This window comes from Pseudomonas sp. THAF187a, from assembly GCF_009363395.1.
GTDB lineage: Bacteria > Pseudomonadota > Gammaproteobacteria > Pseudomonadales > Pseudomonadaceae > Aquipseudomonas > Aquipseudomonas khazarica.
In genome coordinates this window covers 3776435-3800189 of the sequence record NZ_CP045349.1, presented here as the reverse complement: position 1 = coordinate 3800189, position 23755 = coordinate 3776435, and the positions used below count along the sequence as shown (strand labels likewise).

Genomic DNA, 23755 nt, shown 5'->3' with positions numbered 1-23755 from the left:
CCCTTTCTCATGAGCCGGATGTGCCTCAGATGCGGAAGCTGTCGACCAGGTGCTTGAGGCGCACAGCCTGCTGCTCCAGGTCGCCGCAGGCACGCAGGGTGGCCTGGAGGTTCTCCACGCCCTCCTGGTTGAGGGTGTTGATTTCGATGATGTCCATGTTCAGCGACTCGATCACCGAGGTCTGTTCTTCCGTGGCGGTAGCCACCGACTGGTTCATGCCATCGATCTCGCCGATGCGTGCGGTGACCGTGCCCAGCCGTTCGCCGGCCTGGTTGGCGATTTCCACGCTGTCTTCGCTGTAGCGCTGGCTCTCGGTCATGGTGGTGACCGATTCGCGTGAGCCGACCTGCAGCTCTTCGATCATCTTCTCGATCTCCTGCGCCGACTCCTGGGTGCGGTGCGCCAGGTTGCGCACCTCGTCCGCCACCACCGCGAAGCCGCGACCGGCCTCGCCTGCGCGAGCGGCCTCGATCGCCGCGTTGAGGGCGAGCAGGTTGGTCTGCTGGGAAATGCTCTTGATCACCTCGAGAATCTGGCCAATGTCCACGGTCTTGCTGTTGAGCATCTCGATCTTGGCGCAGGCGTCGCTGATCTTGTCCGACAGCTCGCTCATCGAGCGGATCGCCTGTTGCACCACCTTGCCGCCGTCCTCGGCCTGGTGACGGGCATCGGACGCCTGGTTGGAGGCGTCCGCGGCGTTGCGCGCGATCTCCTGGGCAGCGGCGCCGAGCTGGTTGATCGCCGCCGCGACGCTGTTGGTGCGGCTGGCCTGTTCATCGGAGTTGGCCATCGACGAGTTGGAGGCATTGACCACCAGCTTGGCCACTTCGTTGACCTGCACGGTGGCCGACGACACCTCGCGGATCGACGAATGGATACGTTCGACGAAGCGGTTGAAGGAGCTGGCCAGGGCACCGAATTCATCACCGGACTCGATGTCGAGGCGCTTGGTCAGGTCACCCTCGCCCTGGGCGATGTCCTCCATGGCCTTGCCCATGGTGATCAGCGGTCGCATCAGCACGCGAATGAGCAGGCCCAGCAGGCCGATGATCAGCACCACGGCGATGACCGTGACGATGATCGCCGAGGCACGGAATTCGGTGAGCATCGAGTAGGCCTTGGCCTTGTCCACGGACAGGCCGATGTGCCAGCTGACCGAGGGCAATCCCTTGACCGGCGTGAAGGTCAGGATGCGCTCGCTGCCGTCCAGCGTGGCTTCGCTGAAGGCGTTGCTGATCACGGGGGTGTTCTGTGGATAGACGTCCTTGAGGTTCTTCATCACCAGGCTCTTGTCCGGGTGCACGAGAATCTTGCCGTCGGAGCTGACCAGGAAGGCATACCCGATGCCGTCGAAGTCCAGCGCGTTGATGATGTCGACCAGGGTCTGCAGGCTCAGGTCGCCGCCTACCACGCCTGCCGACTGCGCTGGCGTGGCGATCGTGATGATCAGCTCGCCGGTCGCGGCATCGACGTAGGGTTCGGTCAGGGTGGTGCCGCCAGCGGCCTTGGCGTCCTTGTACCAGGGGCGCACGCGAGGGTCGTAGTCGGCGGGCATTTCCTCGTCGGGGCGCATGGTGAACTCGCCGTTCTCGGTGCCGAGGTAGGTGAAGGCGAAGGACGAGGTCAGGGCCTTCTGCTCCAGCAGCTTGGTCACGCGCTCGGGCGAGCTGTCGTTGCTGATCGATTGCGCGGCACTTTCCACCAGCAGGATGCGCCCGGACAGCCAGTTCTGGATGTTGCTGGCCGTGACGTCGCCCATCTCATGCAGGTAGTTTTCCAGGTCGTCGCGAATGGCGTTGCGCTGCAGGTAGTCGTTGTAGAGGGTGAACAGGGAAAAGGCGACGATCACCACCAACGACGCGGCGAGCAGGATCTTGTGGCTGAACTGCAGGTTTTTAGTCATATCGTCTTGCTTCCGGAGGCCTCTGGAACCAGTCTTGTATTCCACTGCGGCACAATGCGCTGCGCCGCGTAGCTGCCGTGGCACGTGCGCGCCGCTGTTGCTTTCAAGCCTGTATCGTCATAGTTGCAGTAAAGCTTTAACCCAGGGGATGGCAAGATGCCTGTGAATTCGCAGTTCGTATTGGGGGCGGGTAGCGACGGTCAGGCCGTCGGCCAGCCGTTGCGTCTGGCCAACCGTCACGGCCTGATTGCCGGGGCGACCGGTACCGGCAAGACCGTGACCTTGCAACGCTTGATCGAGACCTTCAGTGATGCCGGGGTGGCGGTGTTCGCCGCGGACGTCAAGGGTGACCTCTGCGGTCTCGGCGCCGCTGGCACGCCGCAGGGCAAGGTCGCCGAACGCATCGCCAGCATACCGTGGCTGAATCACCAGCCGCAGGCGTACCCCGTGACCCTGTGGGATGTGCATGGTCGCAGCGGTCACCCGTTGCGCACCACGCTCAGCGAGATGGGCCCGCTGTTGCTGGGCGCCCTGCTGGAGCTGACCGACAGTCAGCAGGCCGCCCTGTATGCGGCGTTCAAGGTGGCGGATCGCGAAGGCCTGCTGCTGCTCGACATGAAGGACCTGAAGGCGCTGCTCGGCCATCTCAAGGACAACCCTGCGGTACTCGGCGAGGATGCCGCGCTGTTCACCAGCACCTCGGCGCAGGCGCTGTTGCGTCGCCTGGCGGGCCTGGAACAGCAGGGCGCCGAAGCCCTGTTCGGCGAGCCGGCGCTGCAACTGGAGGATCTCCTGCATCCGGATCGTGACGGCCGTGGCCGCATCCATCTGCTCGATGCCAGTCGCCTGGTGCACGAGGCGCCGAAGGTCTACGCGACCTTCCTGCTCTGGCTGCTGGCCGAGCTGTTCGAGCAGTTGCCGGAACGGGGCGATGCCGACAAGCCGGTACTGGCGCTGTTCTTCGACGAAGCGCATCTGCTCTTCGAGGGCACGCCGAAGGCGTTGCAGGAGCGTCTGGAGCAGGTGGTGCGACTGATCCGTTCGAAAGGCGTCGGGGTGTATTTCGTCACCCAGTCGCCCAGCGACCTGCCCGATGACGTGCTGGCCCAGCTCGGCCTGCGTATCCAGCATGGCCTGCGGGCGTTCACCACCAAGGAACAGAAGGCGCTGCGCGCGGTTGCCGACGGCTTTCGCCCCAATCCGGCGTTCGACAGCCTGAGCGTGCTCACCGAACTGGGGATCGGCGAGGCGCTGGTCGGCACGCTGGAGGACAAGGGCACGCCGGCCATGGTGCAGCGCGTGGCAATCGCGCCGCCGCAGTCACGCATCGGGCCGCTGAGCGAGGCCGAGCGCGCGGCGCTGGTGCGCCAGTCGCCGTTGGCAGGGCGCTACGACAAGCCCATCGACCGCGAGTCGGCCTACGAGCTGCTGACCGCCCGTGCCGAAGCGCGCCAGGAGGCGCCGGCCAAGACCGCGCAGAAGCCGCAGAAGGCCGAGCCCGGGCTGGGCGACATGGCCGGCGAGCTGATTGGCAGTGCGATGAAGAGCGCGCTGCGCCAGGCCGCCAACCAGATTGGCCGGCAGCTGGTGCGTGGGCTCATGGGGTCGCTGCTCGGCAGCAAGAAGCGCTGAGCGGAAGGGCGCTAGCCGGCGGCTTCGTCGGCGGCGTCCTGCTTGTCCTGGCGTTCCTTCTCGATCTTCTCGATTTCTTTGTCGAAGGCCTGGTCGAGCAGGCTGGGTTTCTTGCGCCAGGGTTTGCGGTCGGGGTCCGGTTGAGCGGCGTAGGTGATGACCTCACCGCCGTATACATCCTTGTAACGCTGCGCCTGGCGCTCTAGTTCTGCGCGCAGTTCGTCTTTCGTCACGGGGTTTACCTGTAGGTTCCTGATCGATCCAGATGACACGCGCAATACCAGGTCGATCAGTTTCGGCCTGGCGTGCATGGAAAGTTCGCGTCGACTGGCGGGGGAGCGTGCAATGCGGCATGACATGCCGGCATCGTTCTCCTGTCTCGGTTGTTACGAGTATCTGTAACTATTCGTCGAGAAAAGTTGCGTGGTGCAACGGACAGGTATTATCGCCGACGTCCGATGAATGTCCAGTGATCAGTTGGCCAGCGCCTGGTAGTGCAGGGTGACAGTCAACTGGCAAGTTTGTCCGGGGTGCAGCAAGTGCAGCCCCGGACGCCCCGGCAGATGGTGGGCGTTGACCGGGTGGCTGACCGGCTCGAAACAGAAGAAGGGCTGGTCCTGCGGGCAGAACAATAGAAATACTTCCGTGCCCTGTGCTTCGCAGAGAAGTTGGTAGCCGCCATCGTGCTGAATGATTCGCGCATGACCGGGCCACCCGCTGAAGGCATGGTCGACAACTTGCGCCGGTAATGCAGCGGGGGCGTCGAAGTTCCAGACTTCGGGCAACTCGATCCAGCGACTGGACAACTTGTTTTCATCACTTAGCCAGACACCGCTGGCATGCACCTGCAACTGTGTGTGGGCGTTGCGTGGCAGGTAGGGATGCAGGCCGAGGCCATACCAGGTGGGCTGGCTCCCCCCATGGGTGGCTTGCAGGCTCAGCTGCAGGCGCCCCGCATCGAGCCGCACCTGCAGGTCCGCGTGGTAGGGGAAGGGGTGCTGGCTGTGCAGCTGCAGCCGGGCGCTGTCGGATGTCACGTTGACCACCTGCCAGGGCTGCAGCCAGGCACTGCCGTGTATGGGCAGTGCCTCATGCTCGGTATTGGCCACGAGCGCCTGCCAGCCAGCCGGGGTGTCGAAGCCGCCACCGCCGATGCGGTTGGACCATGGTAGCAACGGGTAGCAGGCCAGGCGTCTGGGATTGCCGGCGGCCAGGGCGAGGTCGTCGCTGTGGCGCAGCAGCGGGCGGCCATCGCTGCGCCGACTCCAGTTGACCAGGCTGGCGCCCAGCTCCGGGGCCAGGGTCAACTGGGTGAGATCGTCGCCTAACGTCAGCAAGGTCGTCGCCATGTGCCGCCCCTGAGCCTGGATTTGTCGGGAATTCATAGTGTCATCGTACAACCGCTGGGCTATCATTGCCGCACAGTATCAAGTCGAGAGCTCATCCATCATGGAAATGCACAACGCTCAACCTCGTGCTCGTCGCAAGCACCGCAGCCTGGCCCAGGAGCTGGTGGCGGAGCTGTCGCAGCGCATTCGTGACGGCCAGATCAAGCGTGGTGAGAAGTTGCCCACCGAGTCGGCCATCATGGAAGAACAGGGTGTCAGCCGTACCGTGGTACGCGAGGCCCTGTCGCGTCTGCAGGCCGCCGGGCTGGTGGAGACGCGCCACGGGATCGGCACCTTCGTGCTCGATACCCCCAGCGCCAGTGGTTTTCGTATCGACCCGGCGACCATCGTCACGCTGCGTGACGTGCTGGCCATTCTCGAGCTGCGCATCAGCCTCGAAGTGGAGTCCGCCGGGATGGCGGCGCAGCGGCGCAGCGATGCCCAGCTGAAAGCCATTCGCGAGGCGCTGGATGCCATCAACGAGAGCGTGGCGCATGCCAGTGACGCGGTCTCCTCGGATTTCCAGTTCCACCTGAGCATCGCCGAGGCCACGGGCAACCGTTACTTCACCGATATCCTCAGCCACCTGGGGACCAGCATCATCCCGCGTACCCGGGTCAATTCCGCCAGCCTGGCGCGTGACGATCAGACCCACTACATGGCGCGCCTGGAGCGTGAGCACGAGCAGATCTTCGAAGCCATCGCCCGCCAGGATGCCGAGGCCGCGCGGGCGGCGATGCGCCTGCACCTGACCAACAGCCGTGAGCGCCTGCGGCAGGCGCACGAGGCGGCCGAGGCCGAAGCGCTGCACGGCTGATTCGGCGGCGGTACGCGTGCTGTCCATGCGCGTCGCCTAGCGGCGGTAGGCCAGGGCGATGATGCCGCCGACCACGATCAGGCCACCGAGCACCTGCAGGGCGCCGAGCAGCTGGCCGAGGATCAGCCAGCCGAACAGCATGCCGGCGACCGGCTCCATGTTCATCACCGGTGCATTGCGCGCGATATCCAGGCGCGGCATGAGGATGAACAGCAGCGAGAACGCCGTTCCGTAGAGCGTCACCAGCACGCCCAGGGCGATCCAGCCGGCGAGCGCGTTGGGCAGGCCCACGCCACCGGGCAGGGCGCCGCTGGCGCCGACCATGGCCGAGAGGCTGAACACCACCGCCATGGTCAGCATGCTGCGGACCCGGCCGGGCATGGCCGAGAGGCGGTGCTCGGTGACCCACAGCGCCACGGCGAAGACGCCGGCGGCGGTCAGGCTGAACAGCACGCCCTCGACCCAGCGCTCGTCGATGGCGCCTTGGTTGGCCAGGCGTGCCGGTACATCCAGCACCAGCATCAGGCCGATCAGGATCACGCCCATGATCACCGCGGCCCGGCGGGTTGGTGCCGGGCCGCCGAGTATCCAGGTCAGCAGGGCGAGCAGGATCGGCGACAGGTTGACCACCAGCAGGGCCAGGCCGACCGGAATGCGCGCCACCGCCGAATAGATGCAGAAGCTCTGCACCGCGATCAGCGTGCCCAGCAGCAGTTGCCAGCCCCAGGTCTCGCGCTTCAGGCGTAGCGAGTCGCGCTGCCAGAGCACCAGCGCACTGAGCACCAGCAGGGTCACCCCGGAGCGGCAGAGGATCGCCAGCAGCAGGCCGGCTTCATGGTCGAAGGCGATGCGTGCGGCGATGTGGTTGCCGGCGAACGAGCAGGCCAGCGTCGCGAGAATCAGGGCGGCGATGTGCCGGGGGAAGAGGGCGGCAGACATGGCGGAGCGGAATGTCCTCATACAGCAGGGAGCCGCCGGAAGGCGGCTCGGGATGGATCGACGACCTGCGGCCGATGACTTACAGCACCACGCTGGGCAGCCAGAGGGAGATGGCAGGGATGTAGGTCACGGCCATCAGCACCGCGAACAGCGCGATGTAGAACGGCAGCAGGGCCTTCACGGTGTTCTCGATGCTGACCTTGCCGATGGCGGCACCGACGAAGAGTACCGCACCTACCGGTGGTGTGATCAGGCCGATCCCCAGATTGACCAGCATGATCATGCCGAAGTGCACCGGGTCGACGCCGAACGAGGTGACCACGGGCAGCAGGATCGGGGTGAGGATCAGGATCAGCGGGGCCATGTCCATCAGGGTGCCGAGCACCAGCAGCATGAAGTTCACGCACATCAGGATCACGTAGCGGTTGTCCGACAGGGTCAGGAACGCGGTGGTGATCTTCGACGGAATCTGCATCAGCGTCATGATGTAGCCGAAGCTGGCGGCGAAGGCGATGAGGATCATCACGATCGACAGCGTACGCACCGTGCGGTGCAGCATCTTCGGCAGCTCGCTCCACTTGTAGTCGCGGTAGATGAACATGGTCACGAAGAAGGCCCAGACCACCGCCACGGCTGCCGACTCGGTGGCGGTGAACACGCCGCTGAGAATGCCGCCGAGGATGATCACCATGGTCATCAGGCCCCACAGCGCTTCCACGCAGATCTGCAGCGCCTGGCGCAGTGGGATCACTTCGCCCTTGGGGTAGTTGCGCTTTCTGGCGAACAGCAGGCAGAGCGTGGCCATGGTGGCGCTGAGCAGCAGGCCGGGGCCGATGCCGGCGACGAACAGCGCGGCGATCGACACCGTGCCGCCGGCGGCCAGCGAGTAGATCACCGAGTTGTGGCTGGGCGGGGTCAGCAGCGCCTGCACCGAACCGGAGACGGTGACGGCGGTGGAGAACTCGCGCGGGTAGCCTTTCTTCTCCATTTCCGGGATCAGCACCGAGCCGACCGAGGCGGTATCGGCCAGCGACGAGCCGGAGATGGCGCCGAAGAAGGTCGAGGCGGTGATGTTGACCAGCGACAGGCCGCCACGGACGAAGCCCACCAGCACCCCGGCGAACGCCACCAGGCGCCGCGCCATGCCGCCTTCGGCCATGATCGCGCCGGCCAGGACGAAGAAGGGGATGGCCAGCAGGGAGAATTTGTTCACGCCGCCGGCGATCTGGATCATCACGGCGTGCAGCGGAATCTCGATCCACCAGGCGCCGATCAGGGTCGCCAGGCCAAGGGCGTAGGCGACCGGGACGCGCAGCAGGATCAGGGCAATGAAGCTGCCCAGCAGGATGGCGGCATCCATTACACGGACTCCTTGGAATCTTCGCAGTTCTCGTAATCGACGACACGGCGCTTGTGCTGGTCGCCGTAGAGCAGTTGTTCGATGACGAACAGCAGGGTGACGAAGCCGCCCAGCGGAATCGGCGCGTAGCTGATGCCGACGCGCATCCAAGTCAGCGTGCTGAGGTACTGATTCCAGGTGGCGACGCACAGCTTGTAGCCCCAGATCAGCATGAACAGGCTGATCGCTCCCATGGCCAGGCGCACGAACAGGGTGAGAAAGGGTTGCGCCATGTCCGGCAGGCGATCGCTCAGCACCTGCACCGCCATGTGCGCGCCGGCGCGGTAGCTGGCGGCGGCGCCGATGAAGGTGAACAGCACCATCAGCAGGATGGCGACAGGCTCGGGCCAGCCGAGGCCCTGGCCGAGTGCGTAGCGGCTGAACACGCCCCAGGGGATGATCAAAGCCATGATCACGATCGCCAGTCCGGCGGTCGCGATACAGGCGCGGTAGATGGCGTCGTTGACGCCCAGAACCAGGTTTTTCATGAGACTTCACCGGTGACGCGACGTGGCCGGGGCGCACGCCGCGTGCTGCGCGTGGATTACTGAACGGCTTCGATGCGCTTGATCAGGTCGGCGAACTGCGCGCCGTACTTCTCACGAACCGGGGCGGTGGCGTCGTAGAAGGGCTTGGTGTCGACCTCGATGTACTCGACGCCCTCGGCCTTGAGCTTCTCGTCGCTGGCCTTTTCCTTGGCGACCCACAGCTCGCGCTCTTCCAGCTGTGCTTCCTTGGCCAGCTTCTTGACCAGCGCCTGCTGCTCCGGCGTCAGCTTGTTCCAGGTGGTCTTGGACATCAGCAGCGGCTCGGGGAGGATCAGGTGGTGGGTCTGGGTGTAGTACTTGGCCGCGCGGAAGTGGTTGTGTTCGAGCAGAGTCGGCGAGTTGTTCTCGGCACCGTCGATCACGCCGCTCTGCAGGGCGCTGAAGATTTCTCCGGTGTCCATGGCGATGCCGTTGGCGCCCATGGCGTTGAGGGTGTCGATGAACAGCGGGTTGCCGATCACGCGGATCTTCATGCCCTTGAGGTCTTCCAGCTTGCGCACCGGCTTCTTGGTGTAGAGGCTGCGGCTGCCGGCTTCCATCCACGCCAGGCCGACCATGTTGAAGTCGGAGTTGGTGATGGCATCGAGGATTTCCTGGCCGATCTCGCCGTCGATCACCTTGCGCATGTGCTCGATGTCGCGGAACACGAAGGGCATGTTGAAGACGTTGGTGGCGGGGACGACCGGGCCGACCGAGCCGAGGCTGACGCGGGTCAGCTGCACGGCGCCGATCTGGGTCTGCTCGATCACTTCCTTCTCCGAGCCGAGTACGCCGCCAGCGAACATGCGCGACTTGATCTCGCCAGCGGTCGCTGCGTCCAGCTTCTTGCCGAGGTTGTCCATGGCCACCACGGTCGGGTAGCCGGCCGGGTGGATTTCAGCGATCTTCAGGGTCATCTCGGCCTGGGCGAAGGTGGACAGGCCGAGAGCCAGAGGAAGTGTGGCGAGTAGCAACTTGCGTTTGAGGTTCATGCGGAAAGCTCCGTCTTGTTGTTGTTGGTGAACAGCAGCGCGAGACCGGTACCACGAGGTGGCCCGGGGTGAATCGGGTCAGGGGCGCAAGGCCGGTTCGGCCATGCCGCGCACGCCAGGGCTCAGGGCGAACACACCGCCGGCCAGCGGCTGCTCGGAAACGTCGCCGGCGGGGCGGATCGAGGTGACGAACAGGGTGTCCAGCTGCGGCCCGCCGAAGGCGCACATGGCGGGTTTCTGCACCGGAACCGCGAGCGAGCGGTCCAGGCGGCCGTCGGGGGTGAAGCGATGGACCAGCCCGGCGTCGTTGCCGCAGATCCAGTAGCAACCGTCGACGTCCACCGCCGCGCCGTCCGGGCGGCCGGGGTGGCGCGTCATGTCGATGAACAGGCGGCGGTTGTGCGGCGTGCCGCTGTCCGTGTCGTAGTCGAAGGCCCAGACCGCCTGCACCGTCGGGTGCGAGTCGGACAGGTACATGATCCGGCCATCGGGGCTGAAGGCCAGGCCATTGGGCACGATGAGGTCGTCGAGCCGTTCCTGCAGTTGGCCGTCGTAGCGATACAGCGCGCCGACGCGGGCACCGGCGGCCATGTCCAGCAGCATCGTGCCGGCCCAGAAACGTCCCTGGCGGTCGCAGCGACCGTCGTTGAAGCGCATCTGCGGGCGAGGGTGTTCGACGCGTGCCAGGCACTCGCTGCGGATGCCGCCATCGTCCTGCGGGCGCAGGTGGAAGAGGCCGCTCTGCATGCCGGCGAGCCAGCCACCGGACGGGTGCATGGCCAGGCAGGCGAGCATTTCATCGGCCTGCCAGCTCTGCGTCTGGCCATCGGCCATGGACCAGCGATGCAGCCGGCCTGCGGGAATGTCGACCCAGTACAGTGCCTGTTCCGCGGCGTTCCATACCGGGCTTTCTCCGGTCGCGTTGCGTGCGTCGACAATCAGTTCTGCTGACATGGCCGTGGTGTGCTCTGGTTGTTGTCGGGGCAGGAGCGGGGCGTGCGGGCGTCAGTCGTCGCCGAACGGGCCGGCGGCCACGAAGGCGCCGCCCTGGTAGATGCGCGCGGGATCGTCGGCGGCTGGCAGCGGTTGCGCCTCGACCTTGTCGCGGAACACTTCGGAGCTGTCCCTGGCCTGGAAATCGAGGTGGGCGGCCAGGTGGTTGTCCCACCAGACGTCGCGATTGTCCGACATGCCGTAGACCACGGTATGGCCGACGTTGGCCGTGTACAGGCAGCGTTCGATCAGCTGGGTGAGGTCGTCATAGCTCAGCCAGGTGCTCATCATGCGGCGATTGGCCGGCTCGGGAAACGACGAGCCGATGCGGATGCTGACGGTCTCGATGCCGTAGCGGTCGAAGTAGAAGCTGGCCATGTCCTCGCCATAGGACTTGGAGAGGCCGTAGTAGCCGTCCGGGCGCCGCGCCGAGCGGGCGTCGAGCCGTTCGTCCTGCTGGTAGAAACCGATGACGTGGTTGGAGCTGGCGAACACCACGCGCTTCACGCCATGGCGGCGCGCCGCTTCGTAGATGTGGAACACGCCGCAGATGTTGGCGCCGAGAATTTCCTCGAAGGGGCGTTCGACCGAGACACCGCCGAAATGCAGGATGGCATCCACGCCTTCGACCAGGCGATGGACCTCGGCCTTGTCGGCCAGGTCGCAGTGCACCACTTCTTCGTGCGGGCCGGCGGCGGGGGCCATCTCGCCGATGTCGGACAGGCGCAGGATGTTGGCGTAGGGGCGCAGGCGTTCACGCAGTACCTTGCCCAGTCCGCCAGCGGCGCCGGTCAGGAGAATGCGGTCGAAGGGGCGTAGCTCTGGGGACGTGCTGCTCATGCTGGGGCCTGGACTCTTGTTGTTGTTTTGGTGTCATACGTTGTCGTATGACATGGATCGATTATCAGCAGCACCCGATGCGCTGTCAACGTGATAATCGAGGCTTTTCCTCAGGCTTTGCTCTGCGCACGGGTATGCCTCTATAGTCGGCCTGGAACGGATGAAGCCGCATGCCATCTGCATTGCTGCCGTGTTCTCCGCATTCCAGGCGATGGCGCGAGGCCTGTTCTAGGTGCCGAACGATGGCGTGGCGGATATCGGCCAGCGCTGGCCGTTCGACTAAAGTTGTATGATGACTGCGGCTCGAGGGAATGACGCGAGCCGGGGGTGAAACCGTGCATGATGGAGCCGTGAGATGAGCCGGAGACCTGCCGGGATACGCAGCAGCACAGCGCCCACGCTGATCGACGTGGCCAAGGTCGCGGGGGTATCGCCGATCACCGTGTCGCGCGCCCTGGGGCGGCCGGAGGTGGTTACCGATGCCACGCGCAAGCGGGTGCTGGAGGCGGTGCGGGCTACCGGCTACGTGCCCAACCTGGCGGCGGGCTCGCTGGCCTCCAGTCGCAGCCGGCTGGTGGCGATCTTCCTGCCGACCATCGCCAACTCGATCTTCGCCGACACCGTGCAGGCACTGACCGACCACCTGGCGGCGGCGGGCTACCAGACCCTGCTGGGGCTGACCGGCTACCGCCCGGAGCAGGAGGAGGCGCTGCTCGAGGCGGTGCTGGGGCGGCGCCCCGACGGCATCGTCCTGACCGGCACCGAGCACACCCAGGCCAGCCGCGAGCGCCTGGCGCGGGTCGGCATTCCGCTGGTCGAGGCATGGGACCTGTGCGAGCGGCCGCTGGACATGCTGGTCGGCTTCTCTCACGAGGCGGTTGGCCAGGCAGTGGCGACCTACCTGCTCGGCAAGGGCTACCGCCGTGTGTCGGTGGTGGGCATCGACGACCCGCGCGGCCTGCGCCGTTATCGCAGCCTGGTGGCGGCCCTGGAGGGACGTCTGGAGGCACCCGTCAGCGCGCAGCTGTTGCCGGCGCCGGCGACCCTGGCGGTCGGTCGCGAAGGCCTGGCGCGACTGCTGCAGGCCGGCGCGGCCGGAGAGGTGGTGGTGTGCAGTTCCGACACCCTGGCGCAGGGGGTGATGGCCGAGGCGGCCAGCCGTGGCTTGCGCGTGCCCGAGGACCTGGCGGTGATGGGCTTTGGCGACCTGTCCAGTGCGGCGCACACCCATCCGCCCCTGTCCACGGTGCGGGTGGACGGGGCGCGCATCGGCCGTGCCATCGCCGAGGCCCTGCTGGCGCGCATTGCCGAGCCGGCCAGCGGACGCCAGCCGCTGCGCCTGGACGTGGGCTTCGAACTCATCGAGCGCAGCAGTGCCTGAGCCTGCTGCGCATTGCCGACCGCTTGCTGCAGCGCCTAGCCCAGGCGCAGGTGGTTGTCCCAGAGCCCGGCCGGCAGGTCCAGGGCCTTGGCCACGATGCGCTCGCCGCGGCAGTCGTACAGGCGGCAGCGGCCCTGGCCCGAGGTCACGACGAAACCGTCGGTGACGGCGCCCACCCCGGCACAGTCCGGCAGCGGCACGTCCAGGCGCACCTCGGCGCTGTCCAGGTCCCAGACGAAGAAGCGATTGCCGCGCGGTGCGGTCATCGCCAGCAGGCGCAGGTCGTCATGGATCGCCAGGCTGGCGGTGTACTGGGTCATCATCGCCCGTTGCGCCTCGCCCAGCGGGAACGCCTGGAAGGCCTGGCCGGGACGCTTGATGGCGAGCAGCGGCACGGCGTCATGCAGGTCGCCCATGTACTGCTGGCCGCTGACCACGGTGCCGTCGCGGGCCACGGCGAGGTGACGGACGCTGTTCTGCTGGTCGGCCAGCTTCTCCTGGCTGACCAGGCTGCCATCGCGGCGCATCAGCACCAGGCTGGAGTCCATGGCGTCGAGGTTCATCTCCACGCGGCTTTCCGCCTCGGTGCGGATGCCGCCGTTGGCGACCACCAGGGTCTCGCCGTCGGGCATCCACAGCAGCTGGTGAGGGCCCACGCCGTGGGTGCTGTGTTCGCCGCTGCGCTCGAGGCGTTCGCCGTTCAGGCGATAGACGCCCAGCACGCCGCGCCCTGGCTCCGTGGTGTCGTTCTCGGTGGCGTAGAGCCAGTCGCCGTCCTGGTGAAACACCGCGTGGCCGTTGTAGTGGCGGCCTTCGGCAGCGACCAGGGTCTGCAGCAGACGGCCGTCGCGGGTGTCGATCAGGTAGCTCTCGGTGCTCGGCCGGCGGCCGACGAACAGCGCCAGCGGCAGGCTCGGGTGCGGCACCACGTCGTGGCAGCGCTCGGTCACGGCGGTGGCGAAGGCCTGCTGCCCATCGAGGTGATAGCCCACGGCATAGTGCTTGCCGTCGGCATCGTCGCGGGCCGACAGCAGCAGAGGCTGGCCGGACGGGCCGAACAGGGTCCAGCTGCCGAAGGCGCCAGCGGCGGCCAGGCTCGCCGCGACGGCGCCCAGGCCGAGGAAGGTTCTGCGTTGCATGCTCAGTCTCCGTCGTGGGCGTTGAAGCCGATCTGCACGCCCAGGGCCTTGGCCAGGTCGCTTTCCTGCAGGCGGTGCAGGCGGTTGAGACTGTCGTACAGCTCGTTCAGGCTGGCGCGGCCGGCCTCGTCGGCGAGCAGTTCACCCAGCGGGCGCTCCAGCGCGGCGAGGCGCTGACGGGTCTCCTGGTAGGCCGCGTCGATACGTTGGGCCAGCTCGGCCTGGTCAGCGCCGAGCAGCGCCTGGATGCCGTCGCGATTGCCGCCATGCCACAGCAGTTCGGCGCTGGCCAGCGCCGCGCCGAGGTTGGCCAGGCTGGCGGTGCTGCGCCAGGCCTCGGCCTGGTACGGCTGGGGGATGCCCTTGGTCTGGCGGCCGAGCGGGGCGCCGAGCTTCTTCTTCAGGCCGTCGATGCCGCTGATCTGCACGCGCAGCAGTTCGGCGATGGCCTCGTTGGCATCGGCGTAGCGGTCGTTGGGGAAGGTCTTCAGCTGCTCGGCCATGCCCGACTTGCCCTGCCACTCGCCGACGATGTTGCCGGCCAGCTCCTGCTGGTGCACGCCGATCGCCTGCAGCAGCGCGCAGTAGCGGGTTTTCTGCTCGGGCTGGGACAGGTCCAGCTCGGGGTCGAAGAGGATGTACTCGTAGGCGGTCAGGCCCTGTACCACCACGCTGGCGTTCGCCAGGTCGTCCGGGGTCAGCTGCGGCTTGTTCTTCAGCAGGGCTTCGACCTGCCGCTGCACCAGGTTCTTCTTGTCCGGCCAGAACTGGATCTGCCAGGCGCGGTTGCCTTCGGCCAGCGGGCCGATCAGCAGCGGCTGCAGGCCGGCCCAGGCGCTCTGCGCGCCGAGAAAGGCCTGGCGGGCGGCCGTCAGGTCGGCACTGCCGGCGCAGAATGCGGCGGAGCTGGTGGCCAGCTGGCGATCGGCTTCCTGCCAGCTGGTGTAGGCCGGCAGCAGTACGCCGTCGGCCAGCGCGGCGCTGACCTTGGCTTTGGGGTCCTGCTGGCCGCAGCCGACCAGGGCCAGGCCGAGCAGGGAGGCGATCAGGGTTTTGGGCAACATCGCAGGCTCCTTAGAGGGTGTTCACACGATCGACGAGCGAAGACGGGACGAAGCGGTTTGAGGATGCGCAGTTTACTGCGCCGAACACGCAGTCCGGGGGCAATTTCAAGGCCGTGTGGTCGAATGCAGGCATGTTGGCGGCGTCCTCCTAGAGGGAGTTGAGGAAGGCGAGCAGCGCGGCCCGCTCATCGCTGTCGAACTGCAGCACGCGCTGCCGGGCCACCTCGGCCTCGCCGCCATGCCAGAGAATCGCCTCCAGCAGGTTGCGCGCGCGTCCGTCATGCAGGAACTGGGTATGGCCGTTGACCGCCTCGGTCAGGCCGATGCCCCACAGCGGCGGGGTACGCCACTCGCGACCGCTGGCGAGAAATTCCTCGCGGCCATCGGCCAGGCCTTCGCCCATGTCGTGCAGCAGCAGGTCGGTATAGGGGCGGATCACCTGGTTGGCCAGCTCCGGCTCGGCGGCTTCGGCCGAGGTGGTGAAGCTCGGGGTATGGCATTTCTGGCAGCCGGCCTGGTGGAACAGGCTCTTGCCCTTGAGCACTTCGGGCGCATCGACATCGCGCCGCGCCGGCACGCCGAGGTTGCGGCTGTAGAACAGGACGCTGGCGAGGATGGTGTCGCTGACCTCCGGCTCACCGCCGTGCGCTGCGGCGAGGCAGTCGGCTTGCGCGGAGGTGCAGTTGTCGTGGGGGATCAGCGAACTGGTCAGGCCCATGTCGTTGGCGAAGGCATCCGCGTTCTGCTGGTTGAGGCTGGGCTGGCCGGCCTTCCAGCCGAAACGGCCCAGTGCGCTGCGCTGCTGCTGGCGATCCCAGACGCGGTTGGCGCGTCCGGAGATGCCATCGCCATCGGCGTCGTCCGGGTCGGCGGCGGCGAGGATGTCGGCTTCGGCGATGGCTTCGAGCAGGCCCAGGCCGATCATCGGCGGGGCGATGCGCACCGAGAACAGGGTATCCGGGTGCATGGCACCGTAGCCCAGCTGGCTGATTTCCAGGCGCGGCTTGCGCAGTTCCACCTCGGTGCCGTCGGCGAAACTCACCGGCACGCTGCTGTAACTGACGCGCACCTTGCCCTCGGGCGCCACCCCAGGGTTGGCCATGTCCTGCAGCTGGGTGCCATAGGTCGGCTCGGCGATCACCCCCTGTTGTAGCAGGCGCTCGGCATCCTCCGGGCGCGCCGGCAGGGACAGGCGCACCAGCATCGACGCGGCGCTCAGCGCATCCGCCGCCGGGGGATGGCCGCGGCCGTCCTTGATGTGGCAGTTCTGGCAGGCGTTGGTGTTGAACAGCGGGCCCAGGCCGTCACGCGCGGTGGTGGTGGCGGGGGCCGTGACCCAGGGGTTGCGGAAGAAGCTGTTGCCCACCGAGAAGTCCAGGCGCCGGCTCGGCGCCAGGTTCGCCGATGGCAGGGAGAAGGCGTTGTGGTCGAACTTGCGCACGGTGGCCGCACCGGCGGACAGCGCTTCACCGGGCTCCGCTGCGGTGAAGTTCGCGTGCTGTTCGCAAGCGATCAGGGGCAGGACCAGAAGAGGCAGCAAACAGCGCTGGAGCGGCGACATCGGGAGAGCTATCCGGGCGGGCAGGGGAACGGGGCGCCAAGATTAGCAGGCTAACGGAATTTAAATAAGATCAATTAGCGTTATCTGCCGGGGCAAAAGGTCGCGCGTCAGCGGCATGTGCCCGTTGCAGCGCGAGTGGCGCGCAAGCGGGCAGGACGCCAACGCCGTGCCTGGCGGGCTCAGCTGACCCGGAAGCGATTGATCTGTTGCTGCAGGTCGCTGCCCAGGCGCGCCAGGTCGACGCTGGCGGTGGAGGTCTCCTCGGTCGCGGCGGCCGATTGCTCGGCGATATCGCGGATATTGGCGATGCTCCGGTTGATCTCCTCGGCGACCGAACTCTGCTCCTCGGAGGCCGTGGCGATCTGCTGGTTCATCTGCTGGATGCGCGACACCGCTTCGTCGATCCGCGTCAGGGCGGTACCGGCGTGGCGCGCCGCCTCCACGGTCTCGCCAGCCATGCTGCGGCTCTGCGCCATGACGCTCACTGCGCTCTCGGCGCCGTTCTGCAGCGCGGCGACCAGCTGTTCGATCTGCTGGGTGGACTCCTGCGTGCGGCGCGCCAGGGCGCGCACCTCGTCGGCGACCACGGCGAAGCCACGGCCGGCTTCGCCAGCGCGCGCGGCCTCGATGGCGGCGTTGAGTGCCAGCAGGTTGGTCTGCTCGGCGATGCTCTTGATCACGTCCAGCACCGTGCCGATGTTGGCGCTGTCGCCCTTGAGCCGGCCGATGGCCTCGGCGGAGGCTTCCACGGTGCTGGCCAGCTGTTCGATGCGGGTGATGGCCTGCTGCACCACCTTGTCGCCCTCGCGGGTCTGGTCTTCCGCGTCGCTGGCCGAGCTGGCGGCGTTCTCGGCATTGTGCGCGACATCCTGCACGGTGGCCGCCATCTGGTTCATGGCGGTGGCGACCTGGTCGGTCTCCATGCGCTGCTGGGTGACGCCGGCGCTGGTCTGCTCGGTCACCGCCGAGAGCTCTTCCGCCGCCGTGGCGAGCTGGGTGATGCCCGCGCCGAGCTGGCCGATCAGGTCCCGCAGGCTCAGGGTCATGGCCTGCATGGCCTGCATCAGCTGGCCCAGTTCGTCGCGGCGGTCGCTCTCGATGTTGGTGGTCAGGTCGCCGCCGGCGACCTGCCGGGCGATGCCGACCACGCGCTGCAGCGGGGTGACGATGGCCTGGGTGATGAACAGTGCACAGAGCACGCCGAGCACGAAGGCGATCGCGGCGGCGATCAGCAGGGTCTGCTTGGCGTGGCTGGAGTCGCTCGCCAGCAGCTCGCGCTGCAGCTTGAGCGACTGGCTCGACGCGGCCGTGACCTCGCGCGCGCGGGAGGTCATGTCTTCTTCGCTCTGGTCCAGCTCGCCCAGGTTGTTCTTCAACTGGGCGAAGTGGCTGCGGTAGGCAGCCAGTTGCTGCAACGCAGCTTCCATCTCGGCGCGCGCGGCGTCGTCCTGCAGCGTATTGAGCAGTTGCCGGCTCTTGTCGTCGAGCGACTGGAAGTGGCCATCGAGGAGCTGCGCGTACTGGTCGTCGCGGCGCAGCAGGAAGTCCTTCTCGCGGCGCCGCGCTTCCAGCAGCTCGCGTGCCAGTTGGCTGGCCTGGTTGGCGCGGTCCAGGGTGTCGATGCTGCTCTGCGCGCCGCTCAGGCGGATCTGTTCGACGGCCAGCTGGCGCAGCTTGGCCTCCAGGTCGGTGAAGCGCTTGAGCGCTGCACGGGCAGACTCTTCCATGGCTTGCTGCGCCTCGCTGCTGGCCTTGCCGGCGGCCTGCAACTGCGCCAGCTCGTCGCGGTAGCCGCTGGCGTCTTCCTGGATCTGGCGCATCAGCGCCTTGTTCTCAGGGCGCGCCAGCTCCGCTTCCTTCGCGGCGGCCTGCTCCTGTATCTGCTGCGACAGGCTCAGGGCCTGCTGCATGGCGGTTTGATCGTCGCGCAGCAGGTAGTTCTTTTCCTGCTGGCGCGCGCGCATCAGGTTGGCGTCGATCTCGCTGACGCCCAGCAGGCTGTCGATGCGATCGAGGGTGCTGTCCAGGCTGGTGTTGCCGATCCAGGCCGTGGCCAGGGTGATGAACAGGATCAGGCCGAAGCCGCCGAGCAGTTTTTTACGAACACTAAGGTCAAGAAGCATGCGAGTGACAGTTTTCATGACGATTCCCTGTGCTGTGTGGCGGCTGACAACCTCGAACTGGCCTGATGGATCGGCTGTGGCGAACGGGTCGTTGCCGCCGAGGGACGCCGGCAGGGTATGGCGTGCCCCGGCGTCCATGCGGCTTGCTGCGTGTTCCTGCCAGGAAAGCAGCGCTGCCCTGTTCACAAGGCAGAATAGCAGGCGAAAGGGTGATGACAATTTGATGTCAGTTGCGCGAGACGGGGCCGCGCGGCGTTGCAGGCGGCTGCCTGAACGCCGGGGTCAGCGCCGGGGCGAGGCCCCCAGTTCGGCGGCGATCTCGTCGGCGCACTGCTGCAGGCTCTCGCGGTAGCGTTCGCGCGCCACCGGGCTGTCCATCACCGCCTCCGGGCCGGACAGGTTGATCGCCGCGACCACCTCGCCCCGGTGGTTGCGCACGGCGCAGGCGATGGCGGTGGAGTAGTCGGAGCGGTGCATGACCCAGCCACGCTCGCGGTCACGCTCGATCAGCTGCTGCAGCTCGGGCAGGGTCTTCGGCGCAGGCGGCGGATAGTCGTCGAGGCGCACGTGCTGGTAGAGCTTGTCCAGCTCCATGGGCGTCAGCGCACACAGCAGCATGCGCCCCATGGCCGTGCAGTGGCAGGGGATGCGGGTGCCGATGGGGATATTCACCGACAGCCGCTGGGCGGCGAAGGCGCGGCCGACGTAGAGACTGTCGGTGTGCTCGCGGATGGACAGGTGGCAGGACAGCGAGGTGCGATCGCGCAGCGCATTGAGGTGCGGCATGGCGATGTCCACCAGGTCGCGGCTGGCCAGGTAGGCGAAGCCGTCGCAGAGCACCTGCGGGCCCAGCTCGTAGCTGTTCTTGCCGAGCTTGCGCAGGTAGCCCATGTCGGTGAGCGTGATGAGGATGCGGTAGATGGCCGAGACGCTGACGCCCAGGCGCTCGGCGATGGCGTTGCTGCTCAGGCTGCGCACCTCGGCGTTGAACATCTGCAGGATGCTCAGGCCGCGTTGCAGCGCCGGCACGCGGTAGTCCAGCTCGTCTTCGTGGATGCCCATGGCGTTGGCCTCCTGGAGGATGAAGCGCCATCCACCCTGCGCTCGGTCGTGGCCGCGCAGGGTGGATCACGTGGTGTCAGGGCAGGGCGTCGATGCCCACGGGGTGTCCATCGAATTCCTGCATGGCATCGAGCAGCGCGCCCCAGAAGTAATGCGCCGAGGCGCGGTCGCAGAGAATGTGCAGGCCAGGCAGTTCGCCCTGGGGCAGGTTGGCGACGATGACGTTGACCCGTGCCGCCGAGGTCTGCGCCACGCTGCCGGGCGGGAAGGCCTCGGCGCGCAGGTCGACGCCGCACAGCTTGGCCATCACCTCGCTGCCGTGGCGCCCGCTCAGCAGCAACCAGGCATGGCTGTCCTGGCGCGGCAGCAGATAGTTGGGGCTGCCGTCGAACTGCCAGTCCTGCTCCTGCTGACGTACGCGCGCGCCGGCGTCGAGCAGGCTGCCCAGCAGCAGGTATTCGTTCTGCGACAAGCGCAGCACGGCACTCCCGTCGGCCTGGGCGAGCGCCTGGTTGGGCGCGCCCGGCAGGACGAAGCCCTGCGCCTGCAGGCAGGCCGCGCTGGCGACGCCGCGAAACCCGACCCGTGGCAGATTGCTCAGGTCCAGCAGCGCGCAGCGGGCGGCGCTGGCGCGCTCGTCCTGGTCGCCATGCGCGGTGGCGATGCAGCTGTCGCCAATCCGGCCCAGGCGGGCCTCGGCGTGCAACCGGTACAGCGGGCTGCGCTCGCTGAAGTGTTCGGCTCCGATGCTCATGCTCATGCTCACAGCTCCTGGCGTTGGTTTTCGGGGTCGTAGAAGGGCAGCTGCACCACCGTGGCCTGGACCATCTCGCCGCCTTCGACGCGGATCGGCAACAGCTGGCCGGGTGTGGCCTGCTCGGGGGCGCAGTAGGCCAGGCCGATGATCTGGCCGAGGGTCTGCGAGTATTCGCAGGAGGTGACGTTGCCGCTGATATCCGCGCCCTTGAGCACCAGATGGCCTTCCAGCGGCTGGCTGCTGCCCCGGGGCAGGGTGAAACCGACCAGTTTGCGGATCGGCGCCTGCGCCTCGAGGATCTCCACGGCGCGCTTGCCGACGAAGAACGGCTTGCTGCGGGCGATGGCCCAGTGCATGTCGATCTCGGCCGGGCTGGTCATGCCGTCGGTGTCCTGGCCGATGATCACGTGGCCCTTTTCCAGGCGCAGCAGGCGCTGGGTCTCGACCCCGAACGGACGAATGTCATGCGCCTTGCCGGCCTCCATCAGCGCGTCCCACAACGCCTCGCCGTAGCGCGCCGGTGCGTGGATCTCGTACCCCAGTTCGCCGACGAAACCCACCCGTAGCAGGCGCACCGGAATACGTGTGCCGCAGAGGGTGAGCAGGCTGCCCTGGCGCACTGCCAGGTAGGGAAAACCCTCGGCGGACAGGTCGACGTCGTGGCACAGCCGGGCCAGCACCTGGCGTGACTCCGGCCCGGCCAGGTTGACGGCGGCCAGGGCGGCGCTGACGTTGGTGATGTCGACGTTCAGGCGCCACTGCGCATTCCACTTGAGCATCTGCTGGTAGACACGGTCGACGCCGCTGGTGGTGGCGCTGACATAGAAGTGCTGCTCTTTGAGGCGCGCGCAGACGCCATCGTCGATCACCACGCCCTGTTCGTTGGTCATCAGCGCGTAGCGCGAACGGCCCACCGGCTGCTTGGCGAAGGCGAAGGTGTAGAGGCGGTTGAGCAGTTCGGCGGCGTCCGGGCCACGCACGTCCAGGCCGCCGAGGGTGGACACGTCGATCAGCCCGACCTTCTCGCGCACGTGGCGCGCCTCGGCCTGCATGCAGGCCTCGCGTTGCTCGGGCGCGCCGTAGTAGGCCGGGCGCTGCCAGATGCCGGCGGGCATCATCTTCGCCCCCAGCTCCAGGTGGCGGGCGTGCATGGCGGTCTGCCGATACGGGTCGAAGCCACGTCCGGCGACCTGTGCCAGGGTTTCCGGGCAGAACGGCGGGCGCGCCGTGGTCACCCCGGTTTCACTGACGCTGCGCCCGGTGGCCTGGGCCACCAGGCGCGCGGTGGGCAGCGCCGAGTGGCGCCCCTGCGAAGGGCCCATGCCGACGGTGGAGAAGCGCTTGACCAGTTGCACGTCGCGGTAGCCGTGGCGGGTGGCGTTGACGATATCGCGCACCTGCAGGTCTTCGTCGAAGTCGACGAACTCCTTGCCCTTGGGGTGGGGGAAAATCGGCCAGGGGAAGTTGACCCGCGCCTCGCCCGCCAGCTCGCGCAGGGGCTGGCCGCTGTCCAGGCCCAGCGCCTGCAGGGCACGCAGGGCGCCATTACCGGCGTCGGCCAGCAGCGTGTCGAGGGCATTGCGCCCGTTCACCGAGCCGACCACCTGCAGCCCGGCAGGCAGGCCGGACAGACTGAAGGCGGCGCTGGCGTCGTCGTAGGCCAGCTTGCCGCCGGCCTGGCACGGCAACTGGTATGCCGGCATGTAACCGGCGGACATGCACAGCAGGTCGCAGTCGATGCGCAGGCCGCTGCTCGCGACCTCGCCCTGGGCGGTGATGCGGCGCACGTCGACGGCGTTCAGGTGGTTGTCGCCGAGTGCCTCGTACACGGTGCTGCCGACATGGCAGGCAACGCCCCGGGTCTGCAGGGCGGTGACCAGGCTGCCGTCGCTGGCGCGCTCGCGCAGGTCCACCAGAGCGGCGACCTCGACCCCGGCATCGAGCAGGTCGAGGGCGGCCAGGTAGCCGTCGTCGTTGCCGGTCAGCAGCACGGCACGGGTGCCCGGCTTGACCGCATAGAGGCGGATCAGGCGCTGGGCGGCGCTGGTCAGCATCACCCCGGGCAGGTCGTTGTTGCGGAACACCACCGGCTGCTCGAACGCGCCGGCGGCGACGATGCACTGGCGGGCGCGCACCTTGTACAGGCGATTGCCCTGGATCACCGGCAGGTAGTGGTCGGTGAACCAGGCGTTGCAGGTGGCCTGCCTGAGCACGCGGATATTGGCGTGGCCCTCGACGGCGGCCAGCAGTTCGCTGCGCAGCTCGCCCGCGCGCTTGCCCTCGACGTCGAAACGGGCCCAGGCCAGTGCGCCGCCGAGGTAGCTGTGCTGCTCGATCAGCAGTACCTTGGCGCCGGCATTGGCAGCGGTCAGCGCGGCGCTCAGGCCGGCAGGGCCGGCGCCGATCACCGCGAGGTCGGTGAACAGGAAGGCCTTGTCGTGGTACTGCGGCTGCAACGCCAGGTTCAGCACGCCGAGGCCGGCTTTCTTGCGCACCAGTGGCTCCCAGACCTTCCACATGCCTTTCGGCTTGTAGAAGGCGCGGTAGTAGAAACCCACCGGCATGAACCTGGAGAAATGCCCGAGCAGGGCGTCGCGGTCCCTGTCCAGGCTGCCGCTGTAGTTCTGCGCGCTGACCTGGAGGTCGGCGGCCAGCGGCTGCAGGTCGGCCAGCACATTGGGTTCGTCCGGCAGCTGCACCAGGGTATTGGCGTCCTGCCCGGCCATCGACAGCGGGCCGCGTGGGCGGTGGTACTTGAACGAACGCGACAGCAGCCAGCGCCGGTTGGCCAGCAGCGCGCTGGCGATGCTGTCGCCAGCCAGGCCCTGGTAGGTGCGGCCCTCGAAGTCGAAGCTGAGTGGCTGGTTGCGGTCGATCAGCAGGCCCAGCGGGGCCGGCAGGCGGACGTCGGCGCTCATGCGCTCACCTCTTCAGGCTGCTTGGCGGGGAGGGTGAAGTCGACGCGCTGGTCGAACAGCTCCTTCGGGTCGAAGGTGCGCAGGATCTCGTCGCTGACGGTGTGGCGCTCGGCGAGGAACCAGTAGCTGGAGGCGTTGTGCAGCCACCACTCGGTGACGACCCCGGCGCGGTTGTCGCAGTTGAACACGTAGTCGGCCCATTCGGCGTCCGAGCAGGTGCCTGGATCGGGCATGTGCCTGAGTTCGCCGCCGTAGGTGAATTCGTTGATGTTGCGGGGCCCGTTGAGCGGGCAGGGCATGATCTTCATTGCGCGTGACTC

Annotated in this window: 20 protein-coding genes and 1 pseudogene; 3 read left to right on the top strand and 18 right to left on the bottom strand. The window is 67.3% G+C overall.

What is annotated here, in order from left to right; translation table 11 throughout:
- Positions 1-25: 25 nt before the first annotated feature.
- On the bottom strand, positions 26-1903 hold the full coding sequence (locus FIV02_RS17625) for a methyl-accepting chemotaxis protein (RefSeq protein ID WP_152489360.1): 1878 nt from the start codon (positions 1901-1903) through the stop codon (positions 26-28).
- Between the two features lie 156 nt (positions 1904-2059).
- Between FIV02_RS17625 and FIV02_RS17620 the strand changes: the two genes are divergently transcribed.
- The gene (locus FIV02_RS17620; RefSeq protein WP_152489359.1) at positions 2060-3535 is read left to right on the top strand and encodes a helicase HerA-like domain-containing protein; all 1476 of its coding nucleotides are present in this window, start codon (positions 2060-2062) and stop codon (positions 3533-3535) included.
- Positions 3536-3546: 11 nt separating this feature from the next.
- Here FIV02_RS17620 and FIV02_RS17615 read toward each other — a convergent pair whose 3' ends face one another.
- The gene (locus FIV02_RS17615; protein ID WP_037049204.1) at positions 3547-3768 is read right to left on the bottom strand and encodes a hypothetical protein; all 222 of its coding nucleotides are present in this window, start codon (positions 3766-3768) and stop codon (positions 3547-3549) included.
- Between the two features lie 240 nt (positions 3769-4008).
- Positions 4009-4884, bottom strand: a complete 876-nt coding sequence (locus FIV02_RS17610) for an aldose 1-epimerase (RefSeq protein ID WP_152489358.1) — start codon at positions 4882-4884, stop codon at positions 4009-4011.
- Between the two features lie 100 nt (positions 4885-4984).
- Between FIV02_RS17610 and FIV02_RS17605 the strand changes: the two genes are divergently transcribed.
- Positions 4985-5740: a FadR/GntR family transcriptional regulator gene (locus tag FIV02_RS17605; RefSeq protein ID WP_047585788.1), complete on the top strand. Its 756-nt coding sequence runs from the start codon at positions 4985-4987 to the stop codon at positions 5738-5740.
- Between the two features lie 36 nt (positions 5741-5776).
- On the opposite strand, the gene FIV02_RS17600 is transcribed toward FIV02_RS17605, so the two are convergent.
- The 6 genes from FIV02_RS17600 to FIV02_RS17575 all read right to left on the bottom strand — a co-directional run bounded on the left by FIV02_RS17600 (position 5777) and on the right by FIV02_RS17575 (position 11430).
- The gene (locus FIV02_RS17600) at positions 5777-6679 is read right to left on the bottom strand and encodes a DMT family transporter (RefSeq protein ID WP_152489357.1); all 903 of its coding nucleotides are present in this window, start codon (positions 6677-6679) and stop codon (positions 5777-5779) included.
- Between the two features lie 79 nt (positions 6680-6758).
- Positions 6759-8039 (bottom strand): TRAP transporter large permease, encoded by a 1281-nt coding sequence (locus FIV02_RS17595; RefSeq protein ID WP_037049195.1) that lies wholly within the window; start codon positions 8037-8039, stop codon positions 6759-6761.
- A complete protein-coding gene (locus tag FIV02_RS17590; RefSeq protein ID WP_037049193.1) occupies positions 8039-8566 on the bottom strand; it encodes a TRAP transporter small permease in 528 nt (175 codons plus the stop codon). The genes FIV02_RS17595 and FIV02_RS17590 overlap by 1 nt, the downstream gene beginning before the upstream one ends.
- A 56-nt stretch (positions 8567-8622) precedes the next feature.
- Complete coding sequence (locus tag FIV02_RS17585; RefSeq protein WP_152489356.1) at positions 8623-9597, bottom strand: TRAP transporter substrate-binding protein; 975 nt, start codon at positions 9595-9597, stop codon at positions 8623-8625.
- 78 nt (positions 9598-9675) lie between these two features.
- On the bottom strand, positions 9676-10551 hold the full coding sequence (locus tag FIV02_RS17580; RefSeq protein ID WP_152489355.1) for an SMP-30/gluconolactonase/LRE family protein: 876 nt from the start codon (positions 10549-10551) through the stop codon (positions 9676-9678).
- A 51-nt stretch (positions 10552-10602) separates the two neighbouring features.
- Positions 10603-11430, bottom strand: coding sequence for an NAD(P)-dependent oxidoreductase (locus FIV02_RS17575; protein WP_152489354.1), 828 nt, complete (start codon positions 11428-11430; stop codon positions 10603-10605).
- 355 nt (positions 11431-11785) lie between these two features.
- Here FIV02_RS17575 and FIV02_RS17570 point away from each other — a divergent pair, with 355 nt between their 5' ends.
- Entirely contained in the window at positions 11786-12811 is a 1026-nt protein-coding gene (locus FIV02_RS17570) for a LacI family DNA-binding transcriptional regulator (RefSeq protein ID WP_150606025.1), read from the top strand.
- Between the two features lie 35 nt (positions 12812-12846).
- Here the strand turns inward: FIV02_RS17570 and FIV02_RS17565 are convergent, their stop codons facing one another.
- From FIV02_RS17565 to FIV02_RS17530, 9 genes and pseudogenes are all read right to left on the bottom strand, one after another.
- A complete protein-coding gene (locus FIV02_RS17565; RefSeq protein WP_152489353.1) occupies positions 12847-13950 on the bottom strand; it encodes a DUF1513 domain-containing protein in 1104 nt (367 codons plus the stop codon).
- Between the two features lie 2 nt (positions 13951-13952).
- Entirely contained in the window at positions 13953-15014 is a 1062-nt protein-coding gene (locus FIV02_RS17560; RefSeq protein WP_152489352.1) for an imelysin family protein, read from the bottom strand.
- 148 nt (positions 15015-15162) lie between these two features.
- A complete protein-coding gene (locus FIV02_RS17555; protein WP_152489351.1) occupies positions 15163-16575 on the bottom strand; it encodes a di-heme oxidoredictase family protein in 1413 nt (470 codons plus the stop codon).
- 179 nt (positions 16576-16754) lie between these two features.
- Positions 16755-17462 (bottom strand): methyl-accepting chemotaxis protein, encoded by a 708-nt coding sequence (locus FIV02_RS25370; protein ID WP_371923287.1) that lies wholly within the window; start codon positions 17460-17462, stop codon positions 16755-16757.
- Between the two features lie 198 nt (positions 17463-17660).
- Positions 17661-18698 (bottom strand): annotated as a pseudogene (locus FIV02_RS25365) (methyl-accepting chemotaxis protein); the annotation flags it as partial.
- Positions 18699-18980: 282 nt separating this feature from the next.
- Positions 18981-19760, bottom strand: a complete 780-nt coding sequence (locus FIV02_RS17545) for an IclR family transcriptional regulator (protein ID WP_037049171.1) — start codon at positions 19758-19760, stop codon at positions 18981-18983.
- Between the two features lie 76 nt (positions 19761-19836).
- Positions 19837-20520: a sarcosine oxidase subunit gamma gene (locus FIV02_RS17540; protein ID WP_256662988.1), complete on the bottom strand. Its 684-nt coding sequence runs from the start codon at positions 20518-20520 to the stop codon at positions 19837-19839.
- 2 nt (positions 20521-20522) lie between these two features.
- A complete protein-coding gene (locus FIV02_RS17535; RefSeq protein ID WP_152489349.1) occupies positions 20523-23435 on the bottom strand; it encodes a 2Fe-2S iron-sulfur cluster-binding protein in 2913 nt (970 codons plus the stop codon).
- Positions 23432-23743 carry a sarcosine oxidase subunit delta gene (locus FIV02_RS17530; RefSeq protein WP_152489348.1) on the bottom strand — a complete coding sequence of 104 codons (312 nt, stop codon included), beginning with the start codon at positions 23741-23743 and terminating at the stop codon, positions 23432-23434. Before FIV02_RS17530 ends, FIV02_RS17535 begins: the two co-directional genes overlap by 4 nt.
- Between the last annotated feature and the right edge of the window lie 12 nt (positions 23744-23755).

Bases quoted from the DNA above. Each gene is read 5' to 3' on its own strand.
- FIV02_RS17555 (WP_152489351.1), bottom strand. From the start codon at position 16,575: ATGTCGCCGCTCCAGCGCTGTTTGCTGCCTCTTCTGGTCCTGCCCCTG.
- FIV02_RS17625 (WP_152489360.1), bottom strand. From the start codon at position 1,903: ATGACTAAAAACCTGCAGTTCAGCCACAAGATCCTGCTCGCCGCGTCG.
- FIV02_RS17605 (WP_047585788.1), top strand. From the start codon at position 4,985: ATGGAAATGCACAACGCTCAACCTCGTGCTCGTCGCAAGCACCGCAGC.
- FIV02_RS17570 (WP_150606025.1), top strand. From the start codon at position 11,786: ATGAGCCGGAGACCTGCCGGGATACGCAGCAGCACAGCGCCCACGCTG.
- FIV02_RS17575 (WP_152489354.1), bottom strand. From the start codon at position 11,430: ATGAGCAGCACGTCCCCAGAGCTACGCCCCTTCGACCGCATTCTCCTG.
- FIV02_RS17545 (WP_037049171.1), bottom strand. From the start codon at position 19,760: ATGGGCATCCACGAAGACGAGCTGGACTACCGCGTGCCGGCGCTGCAA.
- FIV02_RS17540 (WP_256662988.1), bottom strand. From the start codon at position 20,520: ATGAGCATGAGCATCGGAGCCGAACACTTCAGCGAGCGCAGCCCGCTG.
- FIV02_RS17620 (WP_152489359.1), top strand. From the start codon at position 2,060: ATGCCTGTGAATTCGCAGTTCGTATTGGGGGCGGGTAGCGACGGTCAG.
- FIV02_RS17560 (WP_152489352.1), bottom strand. From the start codon at position 15,014: ATGTTGCCCAAAACCCTGATCGCCTCCCTGCTCGGCCTGGCCCTGGTC.
- FIV02_RS17590 (WP_037049193.1), bottom strand. From the start codon at position 8,566: ATGAAAAACCTGGTTCTGGGCGTCAACGACGCCATCTACCGCGCCTGT.
- FIV02_RS17565 (WP_152489353.1), bottom strand. From the start codon at position 13,950: ATGCAACGCAGAACCTTCCTCGGCCTGGGCGCCGTCGCGGCGAGCCTG.
- FIV02_RS17585 (WP_152489356.1), bottom strand. From the start codon at position 9,597: ATGAACCTCAAACGCAAGTTGCTACTCGCCACACTTCCTCTGGCTCTC.
- FIV02_RS17580 (WP_152489355.1), bottom strand. From the start codon at position 10,551: ATGTCAGCAGAACTGATTGTCGACGCACGCAACGCGACCGGAGAAAGC.
- FIV02_RS17530 (WP_152489348.1), bottom strand. From the start codon at position 23,743: ATGAAGATCATGCCCTGCCCGCTCAACGGGCCCCGCAACATCAACGAA.
- FIV02_RS17595 (WP_037049195.1), bottom strand. From the start codon at position 8,039: ATGGATGCCGCCATCCTGCTGGGCAGCTTCATTGCCCTGATCCTGCTG.
- FIV02_RS17535 (WP_152489349.1), bottom strand. From the start codon at position 23,435: ATGAGCGCCGACGTCCGCCTGCCGGCCCCGCTGGGCCTGCTGATCGAC.
- FIV02_RS17600 (WP_152489357.1), bottom strand. From the start codon at position 6,679: ATGTCTGCCGCCCTCTTCCCCCGGCACATCGCCGCCCTGATTCTCGCG.
- FIV02_RS17610 (WP_152489358.1), bottom strand. From the start codon at position 4,884: ATGGCGACGACCTTGCTGACGTTAGGCGACGATCTCACCCAGTTGACC.
- FIV02_RS25370 (WP_371923287.1), bottom strand. From the start codon at position 17,462: ATGGCGGCCACCGTGCAGGATGTCGCGCACAATGCCGAGAACGCCGCC.